At 66.0% G+C, this 16,508-nt stretch carries 14 protein-coding genes and 1 pseudogene; 6 read left to right on the forward strand and 9 right to left on the reverse strand.

Annotated elements, in window-relative coordinates:
• Window positions 1-68: 68 nt before the first annotated feature.
• Both trmFO and ABD050_RS18140 read right to left on the reverse strand, forming a co-directional pair.
• Window positions 69-1,382 carry a methylenetetrahydrofolate--tRNA-(uracil(54)-C(5))-methyltransferase (FADH(2)-oxidizing) TrmFO gene (trmFO, locus tag ABD050_RS18135; RefSeq protein ID WP_343890900.1) on the reverse strand — a complete coding sequence of 438 codons (1,314 nt, stop codon included), beginning with the start codon at window positions 1,380-1,382 and terminating at the stop codon, window positions 69-71.
• 143 nt (window positions 1,383-1,525) lie between these two features.
• Window positions 1,526-2,005, reverse strand: coding sequence for a hypothetical protein (locus ABD050_RS18140; protein WP_343890901.1), 480 nt, complete (start codon window positions 2,003-2,005; stop codon window positions 1,526-1,528).
• Between the two features lie 326 nt (window positions 2,006-2,331).
• On the opposite strand from ABD050_RS18140, the pseudogene ABD050_RS29060 reads away from it, so the two are divergent.
• Window positions 2,332-3,237: pseudogene (locus ABD050_RS29060) on the forward strand (tannase/feruloyl esterase family alpha/beta hydrolase); the annotation flags it as partial.
• Window positions 3,238-3,345: 108 nt separating this feature from the next.
• Entirely contained in the window at window positions 3,346-3,804 is a 459-nt protein-coding gene (locus ABD050_RS29065; protein WP_425542483.1) for a tannase/feruloyl esterase family alpha/beta hydrolase, read from the forward strand.
• A gap of 32 nt (window positions 3,805-3,836) precedes the next feature.
• Here the strand turns inward: ABD050_RS29065 and ABD050_RS18150 are convergent, their stop codons facing one another.
• Complete coding sequence (locus tag ABD050_RS18150; RefSeq protein ID WP_343890903.1) at window positions 3,837-4,385, reverse strand: GbsR/MarR family transcriptional regulator; 549 nt, start codon at window positions 4,383-4,385, stop codon at window positions 3,837-3,839.
• 103 nt (window positions 4,386-4,488) lie between these two features.
• On the opposite strand from ABD050_RS18150, the gene ABD050_RS18155 reads away from it, so the two are divergent.
• A complete protein-coding gene (locus ABD050_RS18155) occupies window positions 4,489-5,160 on the forward strand; it encodes a lysoplasmalogenase family protein (protein ID WP_343890904.1) in 672 nt (223 codons plus the stop codon).
• Complete coding sequence (locus ABD050_RS18160; protein WP_343890905.1) at window positions 5,135-5,563, forward strand: DUF488 domain-containing protein; 429 nt, start codon at window positions 5,135-5,137, stop codon at window positions 5,561-5,563. Before ABD050_RS18155 ends, ABD050_RS18160 begins: the two co-directional genes overlap by 26 nt.
• Window positions 5,564-5,578: 15 nt before the next feature.
• Here the strand turns inward: ABD050_RS18160 and ABD050_RS18165 are convergent, their stop codons facing one another.
• The 6 genes from ABD050_RS18165 to yaaA form a co-directional block, all read right to left on the reverse strand.
• A complete protein-coding gene (locus tag ABD050_RS18165) occupies window positions 5,579-6,388 on the reverse strand; it encodes a hypothetical protein (RefSeq protein WP_343890906.1) in 810 nt (269 codons plus the stop codon).
• Window positions 6,389-6,406: 18 nt separating this feature from the next.
• On the reverse strand, window positions 6,407-6,757 hold the full coding sequence (locus tag ABD050_RS18170) for a DUF952 domain-containing protein (RefSeq protein WP_343890907.1): 351 nt from the start codon (window positions 6,755-6,757) through the stop codon (window positions 6,407-6,409).
• Window positions 6,758-6,824: 67 nt separating this feature from the next.
• A complete protein-coding gene (locus tag ABD050_RS18175) occupies window positions 6,825-7,559 on the reverse strand; it encodes a PilZ domain-containing protein (RefSeq protein ID WP_343890908.1) in 735 nt (244 codons plus the stop codon).
• Window positions 7,560-7,957: 398 nt separating this feature from the next.
• Complete coding sequence (gene gyrA, locus ABD050_RS18180; RefSeq protein WP_343890909.1) at window positions 7,958-10,711, reverse strand: DNA gyrase subunit A; 2,754 nt, start codon at window positions 10,709-10,711, stop codon at window positions 7,958-7,960.
• Between the two features lie 105 nt (window positions 10,712-10,816).
• The gene (locus ABD050_RS18185) at window positions 10,817-11,515 is read right to left on the reverse strand and encodes an SDR family NAD(P)-dependent oxidoreductase (protein ID WP_343890910.1); all 699 of its coding nucleotides are present in this window, start codon (window positions 11,513-11,515) and stop codon (window positions 10,817-10,819) included.
• On the reverse strand, window positions 11,512-12,264 hold the full coding sequence (yaaA, locus tag ABD050_RS18190; protein WP_343890911.1) for a peroxide stress protein YaaA: 753 nt from the start codon (window positions 12,262-12,264) through the stop codon (window positions 11,512-11,514). The genes ABD050_RS18185 and yaaA overlap by 4 nt, the downstream gene beginning before the upstream one ends.
• A 426-nt stretch (window positions 12,265-12,690) precedes the next feature.
• Here yaaA and ABD050_RS18195 point away from each other — a divergent pair, with 426 nt between their 5' ends.
• Together ABD050_RS18195 and ABD050_RS18200 are read left to right on the forward strand one after the other, a co-directional pair.
• On the forward strand, window positions 12,691-15,090 hold the full coding sequence (locus ABD050_RS18195; protein ID WP_343890912.1) for a TonB-dependent receptor: 2,400 nt from the start codon (window positions 12,691-12,693) through the stop codon (window positions 15,088-15,090).
• Window positions 15,091-15,093: 3 nt separating this feature from the next.
• On the forward strand, window positions 15,094-16,503 hold the full coding sequence (locus ABD050_RS18200; protein ID WP_343890913.1) for an MFS transporter: 1,410 nt from the start codon (window positions 15,094-15,096) through the stop codon (window positions 16,501-16,503).
• The last annotated feature ends 5 nt before the right edge of the window (window positions 16,504-16,508 follow it).

A 16,508-nucleotide genomic window follows, 5' to 3' on the forward strand; every position in this document is an offset into this window, starting at 1 on the left:
CGGTCAGACGCTTCTGCCAAAAGACCGAGCGCACATTATGCACCGAACTTTAGATTCGGGTGACTAGATCAGGCTGCCATCCACCCTTTGAGCGCGGCGCGGGCGCGATCGGTATACATCTTCTTGCGATCCGCCTTTTTCGTCCGGCCCTCGATCGGGGGCATCAGGCCGAAATTCACGTTCATCGGCTGATAGGTCTCGGCCACCGCGGCGCCGGTGATGTGATGGAGCAGCGCTCCCAGCGCCGTCTCGACCGGCGGCGGTGCGAGGACGGTGCCCGCCAGTTCGGCCGCGGCGAATCGCCCGGCGAGCAGCCCGATCGCGGCGCTTTCGACATAGCCTTCGCAGCCGGTGATCTGCCCGGCGAAGCGGATGTTCGGGCGGCTCTTCAGCCTGAGCGTCGTGTCGAGCAGTTCCGGCGAACGGATGAAGGTATTGCGATGGAGCCCGCCGAGCCGCGCGAACTCGGCATTTTCGAGGCCGGGAATGGTGCGGAAGAGCCTGATCTGCTCGGCATGCTTGAGCTTGGTCTGGAAGCCGACGATGTTCCAGAGCGTGCCCTGCGCATTGTCCTGGCGGAGCTGAACCACCGCATGCGGCCAGCGCCCGGTGCGCGGGTCGTCGAGCCCGACCGGCTTCATCGGCCCGAAGCGCAGCGTGTCGAGCCCGCGCTCGGCAGCCACCTCGATCGGCATGCAGCCCTCGAAATAGGGCGTGTCCTTCTCCCATTCCTTGAACTCGGTCTTCTCGCCGGCGATCAGCCCGGCGTGGAAGGCGAGATACTGCTCCTTGTCGAGCGCGCAATTGATGTAATCCTTGCCCTCGCCCTTGTTCCAGCGCGACTGGAACCAGGCAGTCTCCATGTCGATCGAGTCGAAATGGACGATCGGGGCGATCGCGTCGAAAAAGGCGAGCGCCTCGGCGCCGGTCGCGGCGCCGATGCTCGAGGCGAGCCCGGGAGCGGTCAGCGGCCCGGTCGCGATGATCGCAAGGCCGTCGGGCAGGGCATCGACCCGCTCGCGGACGATCGTGACATTGGGGTGCGCGGCGAGCGCGGCGGTGACGCCGGCCGAGAAACCGTCGCGGTCGACCGCGAGCGCCGAGCCGGCGGGCACCTTGTGGACATCGCCCTCGCGCAGGATCAGCGAGCCGAGCGCGCGCATCTCGGCATGGAGCAGGCCGACTGCGTTGCTGGTGGCATCGTCCGACCGGAAGCTGTTCGAGCAGACGAGCTCGGCGAGCCCGTCGGTCTGGTGCGCGGGCGTCATCTCGCCCGAGCCGCGCATTTCGGAAAGCTTCACGCTGAAGCCGGCCTCGGCAAGCTGCCACGCGGCCTCTGATCCGGCGAGGCCGCCGCCGATGATATGGATGTCATGAGTCATGGCGGGGCAGATAGCGGGCGCGGGCGCATTCGGCAAAGGCGGGTCGTTTCGACCTCCCGGAGAGGGGGGCTTGGCCGCCTCAGGTTACGCTTGCGCGACCAGAGGCGTACGTGGATCCGAAATCAGGCCTCCGCTGGACGATCCTATCGACGATGTGGATCGGCCTCAAGCTCGGCGACGTCGCGCTCGCTCCACTTTGTACGGGACCGGGCGATCAGGGCGCATAGGGCGCCGGGGACCATGATGAGCGGCGTTGGCCCGAGCGCGTGCGCCAGGGGGCGATCGGGCGGGCCTGTCACGAGTTCAAGCACAAGCAGCGCCGCGCCCGGCAGCAAAGCGCCGACACCAGCCCAGAAGACAGGTGACCGGAGTTGCCGGTCCAGCCATCCGAGGCGAAACATCAGCGCAGTGCAGAGAAGGATCGGCAACACCGAGATCAGAAATCCGGCCGGTATCGATGCCAGCAGCATGGCAATGAAGAGCAGGGCCCGCTCGAATGTGAAGTACTGGATTTCCTCCGGGTTTGTCGCAATGGCGCTGCAGAGATTCCACATAAGCACAAGCGGGCCAGCCGCCAGTGAAGCGAAGACGACGCCGAGCCGGAAGGAGCCGATGAAGTGCATGGGTCCGGCGCTATCATGCCGCGATCGCGTCGCCGATACGGAGCGCCCCTCTTCACTGAATCTCCTTCGAGCGAAGACGAACGCTGCATTGCTGCTTCGACTGGGTCAGCCGGCGCGGGGATGATCATTATATGACATAGCATTTTGGCGAGTCCTTGGGTATCGTGCGGTCGAGACGATCGATCAGAGCGACGCCGTTTTGGGAGGGGGCGACAATGCGCATCACCGGATTGGCGTTGCTGGCGCTGGGCGCCTTTTTTTCCACGACCGCAGCGGCTGCGCCCCCCGCGCAAGCGACGCCCTCCGTCGCTGACGCCTGCGCGGCGATGAAGGATTTCAAGCTCCAGGGCCTGAAGATCACCGCGACGACGCGTGTCGGGCCGGCTGCGCCGGGCACGGTGAGCACCGGCTACGGGCCGCCGGTTGCGGTGGGACTGCCGGCTTATTGCAAGGTCGAGGGCGTCATCAACGAGCGCTCGGGCGCTCAGGGCAAGCCCTTCGGCATCCACTTTGCGCTGGCGTTGCCCGATGCGTGGAGCGGGCGCTTCCTGCTGCAGGGCGGCGGCGGGCTGAACGGCAGCGTCGGGTTGCCGCTGGGCGCGGTTGCGGCGGGAGACAGGCCGGCGCTCGCGCGCGGCTTCGCGGTGGTGAGCCATGACAGCGGCCACACCGGCGCCGTGTTCGACGGCAGCTTCATGGCCGACCAGCGCGCCAGTCTCGATTTTGCCGAAGCCTCGGTGCGCGTCGTGACCGAGGCGGCGAAGGCGATGACCGCCGGCTATTATGGCAAGCCGATCGCCCGGAGCTATATGGCGGGATGTTCGACCGGCGGGCGCGAATCGATGCTCGCCGCTGAGCGCTATCCCGAGCTGTTCGACGGGATCGTCGTCGGCGCGCCGGCGATGCGGACGGGTAATTCGAACCTCGCTTTGGCCTGGGCGGCTGTCCAGTTCAACCAGGCGGCGCCGCGTGACGGCAAGGGGTTGCCGATCGTCGACCAGATCTTCTCGGCGAGCGACCGCAAGCTCTACCTCGACGCCCTGCTCGACCAGTGCGACGCGCTCGACGGGTTGAAGGACGGCGTGATCGCGAATGCCGGCGGTTGCCGGTTCAAGCCGGCGCTGCTCCGTTGCAAGGGCAAGAAGACCGATGGCTGCTTCAGCGCCGCGCAGGTGAAGGCGATCGAAACCGCGTTTCAGCCGCCCAGGGACGCGAGCGGACGGCCGCTTTACTCTCCCTATCCCTATGACACGGGCAACGTCTTCAATGGCCCCGGCATTTCGGGCTTCCTGCCGACCGGCAAGCCGGGCGTTTTCGGGCCGGCGAGCCGCGACCTGACGATGGATGTCGATGCGCGCATCGAGGCGATCCGCGCTGACGCCGGGCAGCGGCTGACCGATACCAATCTGTGGACCAACCTGAACAGCTTTACCGGCCATGGCGGCAAGATCCTGTTTTACCATGGCGCGAGCGATCCGTGGTTCTCTGCCCTGGACACGCTTGACTATTGGCACCGCGCCGAGGCGGCCAACGGGGCGATCTGGGCCGACAGCAGCCGCTTCTACATGGTGCCGGGCATGGGGCATTGCGGCGGCGGGGCGAACACCTATGACAGCTTCGATCTGCTGGGCGCGGTCGTCGACTGGGTCGAGAAGGGCAAGGCGCCCGAGGCGGTGACCGCCAGACGCACCCTGCCGACACCCGGCGAGCGCCCCTTGTGCCCATGGCCGAGCTATCCCCAGTTTATCGGCGGCGACGAGAAGTCGGCGGCCAGCTTCAAGTGCAGCAAGCCGGCATGAGGTGAGGTGCCGGCCCTGACCTTCAGTGGATTCTACTCGGCCTTCGCCTTGCCGCCTGGAATGAAGCGCGCGACCTTGCTGCCGAGCTTCATCAGCGTGACGAGAGTCGGCTTGGGCAGGGTGCGGACCTGATCGTACCAGCTACCGAGCGTCGCGATGAACTCATGCATCCGCGTCACCCGCTCGCGGACATGAGCCGGCGCGGTCCTGTCGTTCTTCATCCGCTCCGAAAGCTCGGCGAGCAGAGCAAGGGTCGGGTCGATCTCGCGGCGTTTGCGCTCTGCGGCGATGCGCATCAGCATCTCCCACAGATCGGTCTCGGCGGTGAAATGGTCGCGCCGGTCGCCCTCGACATGGACCCGGCGGACGATGCCATAGCCCTGCAGTTCCTTGAGCGCGGTCGAGACGTTCGAGCGCGCCAGGCCGAGCGCCTCGACGATCGCCTCCGCATCGATCGGCCGGTCGGAAAGATAGAGCAGGGCATGGACCTGCGCGACTGACCGGTTGACGCCCCATTGAGTCCCCATCTCGCCCCAATGGAGAATGAAAGCCTTGACGTCGGGATGGTCGGTGATACTCATCTGCTCTCCATTTCTGTAATAACAGAAATATGTGAAGGTACCTATGGTGTCAACCATCGCGCCAAGCATTGCGCAGACGGCGGTACAGGGCGATAACCCTCCGATGAGTGATCATTCGAGCCCGTGGCTGCCCCGCTTGCCGCTGTTTGTTGTTGCGCTGATCGTCGGCGCGGGCTTCTGGCCGGCCAGCCACGCGGCACTGCCGGCGGCGCTGATGCTGGTGTGGAAGGGCGCCGGTGTCGCACTGCTCGCGATCTGGGCGGGGCTGGCGGCGCGCGAGCGCAACGGCTGGCTGCTGGCAGGCGTGCTTGCCTTTGGCGCGGCCGGGGATGTGCTGATTGACGCGGTGGGGCTGGTCGCGGGCGCGGCTGCCTTTCTCGTCGGGCACGTGCTGGCGATTTTCCTCTATCTTTCCAATCGACGCGGGAAGAGCGGCGTCATCGCGATCGGCCTCGCCATCGCGGTGCTGATCGCGGCCGAGGCCTTTGTCATCACGCGCGATCCGGCCGTGCTGCCTTACGCGATCGGCCTGGGCGGGATGGCAGGCACAGCCTGGGCGAGCCGATTCCCGCGCGGGACAGTGGCGCTCGGCGCGCTGATGTTCGTTGCGTCGGATCTGCTGATCTTCGCCCATCTCAAGCCGGCTGGCGGATCGATCATCCCTGCTCTGCTGATCTGGCCGCTCTATTTCGCCGGTCAGGCGTTGATCGCTTATGGGGTGGTCCGCACGCTGGAAGCGAGGAAGCGCAATGAAGATCTTCACCATCGGCTATGAAGGCGCGACGATGGCCGATTTCCTCGCCGCGCTGACCGCCGCCGGAGTCGAACGGGTGATCGATGTGCGTGCGCTGCCATTGTCGCGGCGGCCCGGTTTCTCCAAATCCACGCTCGCCGCTTCGCTGGCCGAGGCCGGGATCGGCTATGTTCATCTCAAGGCGCTCGGCACACCCAAGCGCGGCCGCGACGCAGCGAAGAAGGGAGACAGGGCCACGCTCGAGGCGGTCTATGCCGATCAGCTTCATCTGCCCGAAGCCCAGGCCCAGGCGGCGCAGATGCTCGCGCTGGCGGCCGAGAAACCAAGCGCTCTGCTCTGCTTCGAGCGCGATCCGGCCATGTGCCACCGGACGCTGCTGCTGGCGGCAGAGGACCAGCACGATGTGGTGGACCTCTACGCCTGAGCACCGCGGTGCGGATCAGGACATGGGCCCCACGCCACGGCCCTGGATGACGACGAAGGCGCCGAGCACCAATAGCGCGACCAGGGTCCATGGGGTCGATGTGCCGATCCGCCGTCCGGTCGGGCGAGCGTCCGGCCAGCGCATCAGGCCGACGCCGATCCAGAGGGGCACGCCGGCAACGCCGATGGTCATGAAGCATTCCCATGCCGAACCGAACGGATCGCGCGCCCAGGCAAGGCCGGCGACCGCGAAGGAGGCTGTCGCCGCTGCCCAGGCGATCATGATCCGGCGGCGGAGATTATCCGGCGGATCGCCTGCCTCCACCATGCGGCGCGCCACCGCCGCGCCGTAACGGATCGTGGTCCCATAGATCAGCACGCCGGCCGCTACCGCGATGGGGCGCCACGCGGCCGGCCAGCCGAGCAGCCGCGCCAGATGTGCCTCGTCCTCGCTATTGATGAGTGCCGAGTGAATCATCTCGCCGGCGAACCAGCACAGGTTGATGCCGCCGAGCATGAGCAGGAACAGTCGCGCCGATTGGGCGAAGCCACGGCAAGTCCGGAGCAGCCCGAATGCGATCGCCGCGGAGACCAGATTTCCTGCGGGCCCGAGCGCATCGACGAGCACGGTCCCGTCCGCGCAGCGGAAATGAGTCGCGGTGAGCCGCGTGATCGTGCCGCCGACTGCGAGGCAGGTAACGCCATGCCCGATCGTCTCATGCGCGATCGAGGCAAGGCAGGCAGCGACAACGCCGATGGCGGCGAGCGTGCGGGGATCGTCGCGGGCGATCATCGGGGAGGGGTCATCCGGGGCGGAAGCGATCACGCATTTCCCCTTCCCATCCTAGCCCGCGACGGGCAACCGCACCGTGCCGTCAGCGTTGCGCTCGATCGGCCCATAGGCGATCACTGTCTCCAGCAGCAGCGGGGCGTAAAGATGCGGGAACAGCGCACCGCCGCGCGACGGCTCCCAGCGCACTGACTCCGCTTCCTGCGCGTCGAGGTCGACCGCGGCGATGTGGAGATCGTCCTGCCCGGCAAAGTGCTTCGCCAGCGTCTCGTCGAGCTGCTCGGCGGTCGAGAGGTGGATATAGCCATCGGCGAGATCGATCGGCGCGCCGGCAAAGCTGCCTTCGTGCTCGAGCGTCGCCATCTGGGGTCCGGTCAGGACCTTATATGCTATCGTTGCCGCCATGCGCTCCATTCCACCAGCCGGCCATCTGTCTAGCCGATGCGATGGCGCGCGCAATGCCGGGCAGGCCTCAGAGAGGCGCCGACTCCGAGTCGGCCTGGTCGGTGCCGGGCCTGTGCTGCACCGTGGCCGCCCATTGCGCGAGGGTGTCGAAGGGCAGGGCGATGTCGAACTGGATCCCGGCCTGGCCGCGATCGTGCCAGCGGATCACCCCCGTGATCGCGGGCAGGCCGGTTACCATGAGAACCACTTTCTGCCCGATCTCGGCCACCTCGGGCTCGATTTTCGCGCCGCCCTGCGAGATATCGCACAGGGTCGCGGCATGATAGCGTGCGCCGACGCGCATTCGGGCGCGGAGCCTGAGCCCGAGCCGCGGTGCCCGCGGCTGGCGGGCAGGCGCGAAATCATCGCCGGATAGAACGCTGGCTGCGTTCACGACCTCGTCGAAGGCCATTCCGGCCAGGCCGGCGCGGCGCCAGATGATCTTTCCGGAAATGGGATGCCCCGATTTGAATTCAGCGGTCACCGCGTCGCCGACGTCGAGGCTCGAATAGACATGCGCCATGAGCCCGCCCGAGGAAATATTGCGGACCTTGCACAACTCCTCGCCATGGGGGGTACGCAACTTCGCTACCCGCAAGACGGCAACCTGGCGTTCCTGCGTGCGTCGGTCGAACTGGGACGGCGGCGCATTCGACAGGGAAATGGTCGTCAGGCCGCCATCTTCATCTGAATCGAACATCTTGCCCCTAGCGAGATTGTATTCGGCCTCGGAAGATGGCCTGAACCACCCCGAAAACAGCATGTTATCTCACAGCGACAATCGCCCGAATTTATTACCCAAATATTAACACGGCGGACGATCCTGGCCCGTTAACGGCGTTCATTCAGCGGGAGCCGTCACGGGAGACTCGGCCGGGCCCAGGGCCCTTGCGCGGCGTTCATATTCGCGGGCAAGGTCCCGGTGCATATTGGCAGCGCAGTGATCGCGCGCGGCGCGTGCGCGGGCATGCTCTTCGCTGGCGCGGCGTTCGAAATAAGCCCGATCGGTCGGATTTCGCATAGTCACCCCATTTCCCGCGTCCGCGCGCGCTTCGAATCCGCGCAACGGAGCAGGAAGGTTATCGTTCCGCCGAGACGCCTCTATGACGAAAAATCAATCTTCCTGACTCGCCGGGCATCCACCGGCAAGGAGCAGGAGCCTCAGCTCTCGCCACCTTCCGGGCCAGCCGCCAGGTCTTCGCCGGTGTCGCCATCAGGGGTCGGCGCTGCCGCCTGCGGGCCGTCACCGAGATCGACCTCGGCCTCGTCTTCCGATTCCTCGATTCGGGCGGCGGAGACGACATGCTCGTTGTCCGCGACATCGAACAGCTTCACGCCGGCCGAGCCGCGGCCGATGACGCGCAGATCGCCGAGCGACATGCGGATCAGCTTGGCCTGGTCCGTCACCAGCATCAGCTGATGGCCCTTCGAGGCCGGGAAGCTCGCGACGACGGGGCCGTTGCGCTTGATATTGTCGATATTGGTGATGCCCTGGCCGCCGCGATTGGTACGGCGATATTCATAGGCGCTCGACAGCTTGCCATAGCCGTTGGAGCAGACCGTCAGGATGAACTGCTCGCGCGCCATCAGCTCCTCGAAGCGCGCCTGGGCCATCGCCGGCTCGCCTTCCTTTTCCGGCTTCCAGGGCGCGAAGCGAAGATAATCCTCGCGCTCTTCCTGGGTGGTGCCGACGCGGTGGAGGATCGAGAGCGACATGACTTCGTCGCCGTCCTTGAGCGTCATGCCGCGCACGCCGGTCGAGGTGCGGCTCTGGAACTCGCGGACATCGTCGCCCGCGAAGCGGATCGCCTTGCCCTGGCGGGTGGCGAGCAGCACATCGTCATGCTCGCTGAGCAGGGCGACGCCGATCAGGCGGTCGTCGCTCTCCTCATCGAAGCGCATCGCGATCTTGCCGTTGGTCGGCACATTGGTGAACGCGTCCATCGAGTTGCGGCGCACCGTGCCCTTCGCGGTCGCGAACATGACATGGAGCGCACCCCATTCGGCCTCGTCCTCGGGAAGGGCGAGCACGGTGGAGATCGTTTCGCCTTCGGCGAGCGGCAGGAGGTTGACCATCGGCCGGCCACGCGTCGCGGCACCGCCTTCGGGCAGGCGCCAGACCTTCAAGCGGTAGACCTTGCCCGCGGTCGAGAAGAACAGCACCGGCGTGTGCGTCGAGGTGACGAACAGCTCGGTGACGATATCCTCTTCCTTGGTCGCCATGCCGGCGCGGCCCTTGCCGCCGCGGCGCTGGGCGCGGAAGGTGTCGAGGCTGGTGCGCTTGATATAGCCCTGCATGGTCACGGTGACGACCATGTCCTCGCGCTCGATCAGATCCTCGTCGTCGATGCCGTCGGCGGCAGCGGCGATCTCGGTCTTGCGCGGGGTGGCGAAGGCGAGGCGGACGGCGGCGAGCTCGTCCTTCATCACCGCATAGAGCTTCACCCGATCAGCGAGGATCGCGAGCAGCTCGGTGATCGACTCGGCGAGCGTCTTGAGCTCATCGCCGATCTCGTCGCGACCGAGCGCCGTCAGGCGGTGCAGGCGCAGGTCGAGGATCGCGCGGACCTGGATGTCGGACAGCCGGTAGCTGTCGCCCTCGATCTCCTTTTCGACCGCTTCGACCAGCTTGATATAGGGCGCGATCTCCGCGATCGGCCATTCGCGCGCCATCAGGGCGGCGCGGGCGACCGGCGGGCTCGAGGAGCCGCGGATGATCTTGACCATCTCGTCGAGATTGGTGGTCGCGACCACCAGGCCGAGCAAGATGTGCGCGCGCTCGCGTGCCTTGGCGAGCTCGAACTTTGAGCGCCTGGTGATGACCTCCTCGCGGAACTTGACGAAGGCCTCGATGATGTCGCGCAGGTTGAGCGTCTCGGGCCGGCCGCCGCGGATCGCGAGCATGTTGGCCGGGAAGCTCGATTGCGCCGGCGTATGGCGCCAGAGCTGGTTGAGCACGACTTCAGGCGTCGCGTCGCGCTTCAGGTCGATGACGATGCGGACGCCGTGGCGGTTCGATTCGTCGCGGATATCCGCGATGCCCTCGATTCGCTTGTCCTTGGCGGCCTCGGCGATCTTCTCGACCAGCGCGTTCTTGCCGGTCTGGTACGGAATCTCCGTCAGCACGATCGCGCGCTTGTCGCCGCGATTTTCCTCGAGGATGTGGCGCGAGCGCACCATGATCGAGCCGCGGCCCTCATGATAGGCGTTCTTGCAGCCGGTACGGCCGAGGATGATGCCGCCGGTCGGGAAATCCGGCCCCGGCACGATCTCCATCAGTTCGTCGATGGTGATCGCGCCATTCTCGATATAGGCGAGGCAGGCGTCGACGACTTCGCCGAGATTGTGCGGCGGGATGTTGGTCGCCATGCCGACCGCGATTCCGCCGGCGCCGTTGACGAGGATGTTGGGGAAGCGCGCCGGGAGGACGAGCGGCTCCTCGCGCGAACCGTCATAGTTCGGGCCGAAATCGACCGTGTCCTTGTCGATATCCTCGAGCAGCGCCATCGCCGCCTTGGTCAGCCGCGCCTCGGTGTAACGCATCGACGCCGGCATATCCGGGTCCATCGATCCGAAATTGCCCTGGCCATCCATCAGCATCACGCGCATCGCCCAATCCTGGGCGAGGCGGGCGAGCGCCATGTAGATCGAGCTGTCGCCGTGCGGATGGTAATTGCCCATCACGTCGCCGACGATCTTGGCGCATTTGCGGTATGGCCGGCCGGGGACGAAGCCGCCCTCCTGGCTTGCGTAGAGGATTCGGCGGTGCACCGGTTTCAGCCCGTCGCGCACATCAGGCAGCGCACGGCTGACGATCACGCTCATCGCATAATCGAGATAGCTCGACCGCATCTCGTCAACGATCGAGATCGGGGAAATATCGGAAGGGTCGGCGAGGGGTGTCTCGTCGGTCAAGTTTTCACGCTTTCGGAGTTGTATGTCGGTTGGATGACGGTTCTAGCGGGGCCGGCTCCATTTGTCACGCATGCGCGCGCGTACGCGAGGGGCGACGATGGCGGGTCAGGGCGTTATTTCCTTCCCCTCGAAATCGAAGAACCTGCCGCTGTCGGGCGGGCGGAGTTCTTCGATCACGTCGAGCAATTGCAGTGCCGCGCGCTCGGCGTCGAACAGCCGGCCGGGCTGGACATTGCCCTGGAAGGGCCGGGACAAAGCGGTATCGACCGTGCCGGGATGGAGTGCGACGACGATGCCGCGATCGTTGCGGCGCTTGTCCTCGATCGCGAGCGTTCTGACGAGCATGTTCAGCGCCGCCTTCGACGCACGATAGCCGTACCAGCCGCCGAGCTTGTTGTCCGAAATGCTGCCGACTCGCGCGGAGAGGACAGCGAAGACTGACTTTCCGGTGCGGGGCATCAGCGGCAGGAAGTGTTTTGCGACGATCGCCGGGCCGATCGCGTTGACCGCAAGGGTCAGCGCGAGCCAGGCGGGGTCGAGATCCTTCAGTGATTTTTCGGGGCCGCGCTCGTCAGCGTGGAGCACGCCGGTCGCGACGATGATCAGCGACGGAGCGGGGCCGCTTGCCACGATCGCCGCGGCGGCGGCGATGCTCGCCTCCTCGGTGATGTCGATATGCTGCGCGCCCGTCCGGCTTCGGGCAAAGCCGTGGACGATGTCGAAGGCGCCTTCCTCGATCAGCGCGGCTTCAAGGGCAGCGCCGATACCGCCGCTCGCACCGATGAGGACCGCCGCACCGCTCACGCCCGTGAGAAGGTCCAGCGATCACCGTCGCTTGCCTCGGCGTCAAAGGCATAGCCGGCACTGTCGAAACCCTTCATCGCCTCGATCTGGTCGATCCGGTGCTCGCACAGCCAGCGCGCCATCATCCCGCGCGCCTTCTTGGCGTGGAAGCTGACGAAGCGCGGGCCGTCGGGGCCGGGCTCGCGGAAATCGACGTCGATCACGCGAAGCCCCGTCAGCCTGTCGGCGACGGCGTGAAAATATTCCTGGCTGGCGAGGTTGAGCACCACGCCCGATCCTTCTTCAGCGACGTCGCCGCGGACCGCTTCGGCGATGCGGTCGCCCCACCAGGCGTAGAGGCTCTTGCGGCGCGGCGCCCAGCGCGTGCCCATTTCGAGTCGGTAGGGGCGCATCAGGTCGAGCGGGCGGAGCAGGCCATAAAGGCCGGAGAGCATTCGAACATGATCCTGGGCGAAGGCGATGCCCGACTCGTCGAGCGACCGGGCCTCGAAGCCGGTATAGACGTCGCCGGCAAAGGCGAAGATCGCGGGGCGTTCGGGCTGGTCCTCGAAGCCCTGGAAGCGGTCGGCGTTGAGCCTGGCCAGCTTGGGCGAGATATGCATCAGTTCGGCCAGCCGCTTCTGAGTAAGGTTCGCGGCGGCGGCGGCCAGCACGCTCGCCTCGGCCGCGAAGCGGGGAGCGGTAGAATCGAGGGGTGGAAGGGGCCGCTCGTAATCGAGCGTCTTTGCGGGGGAGAGCAGGGCGATCACCGGTGCCGGGTAGCGGGCGCGCCCGTTGCGGTCAAAGGAGAACCCCGATTGAATCTCCGAACGCAATTAGTCGTGCTTTCGCCCCGACAAGGCGAACTTTCCTTTCAATATCCCATCAAATCAGTAGGAATAGAGTCGTCGAGTGCGGATAGCTGAAATCCGCCCCGCACAATCCACCCGGCGAGGAGACTGCAATGTCGCGTTCCTGCTTCCATCCACCGCCTGGCCTTCGAGTCACCGTCCAGGCCTGACGGGCCGCTAACTCACTGAAAAGCAGGTCTTCGCGCCGTCTCCGGCGCCACGGATTTGCGCGCTCTTCATCCCGTGGCCGGTGCGGCCTCGGGAAGGCGGAGTCGTGTGTTCCGCCCCGGGGGGACGGCCTCTCGATACAGTCTACCGAAATTATCCAACAGGGGCATCATCACCATGAATTCTCGCCATTTCGTCCGACTGGCCGCGCTCTCCAGCGCCGCGACGCTGGCGCTCCTTGCCCAACCGGCCCTGGCCCAAACCGCGTCCGCCGGCACACAGCTCGCCAGCCTCGATACCGCGGCGCCCGATACGGCGGCGCCCGACGCGGATGTGGGGTCGGATGTCGTCGTCAATGCGCGCCGCCGGACCGAGCGTGCCCAGGACGTGCCGATCGCGCTCAGTGTGGTGAGCGACGAAAAGCTGCGGGTGCGCGGCGATTATACGCTCGGCGCCATCCAGCAGAGCGTGCCGAGCCTGCAGGTGTTCAGCTTCAACCCGCGCAACACCAATGTGAACATCCGAGGCCTCGGCTCGAACGTGGCGCTGACCAATGACGGGCTCGAGAACGGCGTCGGCATCTATATCGACCAGGTCTATTATGGCCGCCTCGGCCAGAGCCAGTTCGAGCTGGTCGATCTCGACCGGATCGAGGTGCTGCGCGGGCCGCAGGGCACCCTGTTCGGCAAGAATACCACCGCCGGCGCGATCAACATCTCCAGCAAGGCGCCAAGCTTCGCGCTCGAAGGGTTCGGCGAGGCGACGCTTGGCGATTACGGCTTCCACCAGGTTAGGGGCTCGATCAGCGGCGGTGTGATCGACGGGCTTGTCGCGGCGCGGCTGAGCATCAGCGACACGCATCGCGATGGGTTTATCGACGACATCACCACCCACCGGAAGGTCCATGATTTCGACAATTTCAGCGCCCGCGGGCAGGTGCTGATCACGCCGGCGTCGAACCTCACGGTGCGGCTGATCGGCGATTACGGCAAGCAGAAGCAGAATTGCTGCATCGGTGTGCTCGCCGGCGCGATCACCACCTATGACAATGGCGCGACGATCGCGAACAACTTCAACATCCGCGTGGGGCGGTTCGGCTATACGCCTTTGCCCTTCACGCCGTTCGCGCGGGTCACCGATGCGGACGGGCATTTCCAGGCGAACATGGACACCTGGGGCGTGTCGGGCCAGGTCGACTGGGATGTCGGGCCGCTGACCGTGACCTCAGTGACGGCGGGGCGGCAGTGGAACTGGTTCCCGGCGAACGACGCGGATTCGATCGCGCTGCCCGAGATGCTGAAGAGCCAGCAGCAGAACAGGCAGCGGCAGTTCAGCCAGGAGATTCGCCTCGCCTCGAACGGCAGCCACGCGATCGACTATGTCGTCGGTGCCTATTATTTCTACCAGGTGGTGCGCGGTTACGGTGCCTCGCAATATGGGCCGGCCGCCGCGAACTGGTTGTTTCCGCTTCAGGACCAGGTTGCCGCCAATGCCGCCACCAATGGTTTCGAAGCGGATTCTACGTCGAACCCGACGACCCACAGCTACGCGCTGTTCGGCCAGACCGTCTGGCATATCAGCGACGCGCTCAGCCTGACCACGGGCCTGCGCTACACGCACGAGAAGAAGGCGGGCAGCTTTGTTCAGACCCAGGTGGCCGGGTTGCCGCTCACGGGCCTGACCGCGGATCAGCTGAAGGCAGCGGTGGCAATCCGTACCCAGCTGAACCCGAATGTCTCCTACAGCGCCGAGACGAAGGACGACAGCCTGTCGGGCCTCGCGACGATCGCCTGGAAGGCGGGCAGGGACGTGCTGGTCTATGCGACCTATGCGCGCGGCAACAAATCGGGCGGGCTCAATCTCTCGAACCTGCCCAACGGGATCAGCGCGGTCGTCGCGCCCGAGAAGGTCGACAATTACGAGATCGGCGTGAAGAGCCAGCTCTTCAATCGCGCCGTGACCCTCAACGGGGCGCTCTTCTGGACTGATGTCGCCAACTACCAGACCGCGATCACCGAGCAGATTCCGACCACCACCAATTTCCGCAACTACATCACCAACATCCCGCTCGCGCGTTCGCGCGGTGTTGAGGGAGATGCGGCCTGGGCGGTGACCAGCCGGATCAGCGTCAACCTCTCGGGCGCCTATACCGACGCCTATTATGTAAGCTATCCGAAGGGCCCGGCGCCGGTCGAGACGAGCAATATCTCCGCATCGACCGACCTTTCGGGCAAGCCGCTCGCCGGCGTGCCGAAATGGGCGTTCACCGGCGGCGTCGACACGAGCCAGCCGCTGGGCGGCCGGACCGAGCTTTACGGCCATGCCGATTATAGCTGGCGGTCGTCCTTCTACACTGCGGTGAGCGACAGCCGGTTCACGCTCGTGCCGTCCTACGGGATCGGCAATGCCCGGCTCGGCGTGCGGCTCGATGACGGGCGCTACGATCTTTCGGTCTGGGCGAAGAACATCTTCGACAAACATTATTTCCAGACCCTGTCGATCGCAGCGACCGGCCTGATCACCGCCAATCTCGGCGACCCCCGCACCTTCGGCGCAACCTTCCGGGCCAGGATCTGAGCCATGGCGACGCTTGCCTTTGATGACCTCCCGAAGCCCGCCGCGGTCAGGGCGGCGCCAGCCTCGGGCCGCCCCGCCGGATACCGGTTGATCGCCTTCGCCTCGATGGCGGTGCCGATTGCGGGCGCTGGCCTGCCGCTCGCCCTGTTCGTGCCGCAGCTTTACGCGACGCATTTCGGGCTGTCGCTTGCGACGATCGGCTTCATCTTCCTGCTCGGCCGGCTCTGGGACGTCGCCTCCGATCCGATCGTCGGGATCCTCAGCGACCGCACCCGGACCCGTTTCGGCCGCCGCAAGCCGTGGATCGCAGCGGGCGGATTGCTGTTCGGGCTGGGCTCGGCGCTGCTGTTCTTTCCCCCGCCGGCGCTGGTCGGCCCGCTCTATCTCGGGCTTGTCCTGTTCGTCTTCTATTTCGGCTGGACGATGATCGAGATTCCCTTCTCGGCCTGGGCGGGGGAGATCGACCGCGATTATCATGGCCGGACGCGGGTGGTGACCTATCAGCTCACCCTGCGCTCGATCGGCCTGTTGCTCACGTTGATCCTGCCGACATTGCTCGACCAGATCAGGCCGGGTGACGGAGCACTCAAGCTTCAGGTCGTCGGCGGCTTCATCCTGGTGACGCTGTTCCCGGCCCTGGCCGCCAGCCTGCTCGCCTTTCGCGAAGGGTCACTTCCGGAAACTGTGCCGCAGCGTCCCGGCTTCTGGAAGACGACCAGGATCGTCTTCTCGGATCGCCTGCTGCTCCGCGTCCTTGCCTCCGATGTCGCGGTGACGGCGGGGCAGAGCATCCGCGCCGGCCTCATCATCTTCTTCGCGGTCAATTACATGAAGCTCCCGGCCTGGGCGAGCGGGCTCTATCTCTTGCAGTTCGTGTTCGGCGTGCTCGCCGGGCCGATCTGGCTGCGGATCGGCTATCGTTTCGGCAAGCGCCGCACCGCGATCGCGGGCGAGCTGGTTCAGGCGGCGATCAATTTCGGCCTGATCCTCGTCTTTCCCGGCATGCTCTGGCTGATGATCGCGCTGACCGCTGCGCAGGGGCTGACCCAGGGGTCGGGCAATCTCATGCTGCGCGCGATGGTCGGCGACGTCGCCGACGCGCACCGGGTGAAGACCGGGCATGACCGCACCGGCTTGTTCTTCTCGGTGTTCAGCCTGTCGCAGAAGCTCGGGCCGGCGCTCGGCATCGGCCTCGCTTTGCCGCTGGTCGCCTGGTTCGGCTTCGACCCCAAGGGCGCCAGCGCCCCGGGCTCGCTGGAGGCGCTGAAATATGTCTTCGCGCTTGGCCCGGCGCTCGCCCATGTCCTCGCCGCGACCCTGATCTGGCGCTTCCCGCTCGACGAGGAGGCCCATGCCGAAGTCCTCCGCGCGCTCGCCGCGGCCGACACCATTCCCGCATCCCAAACCGCCTGAAGGAG

The sequence above is a fragment of the Sphingomonas oligophenolica genome, assembly GCF_039522915.1.
GTDB lineage: Bacteria > Pseudomonadota > Alphaproteobacteria > Sphingomonadales > Sphingomonadaceae > Sphingomonas > Sphingomonas oligophenolica.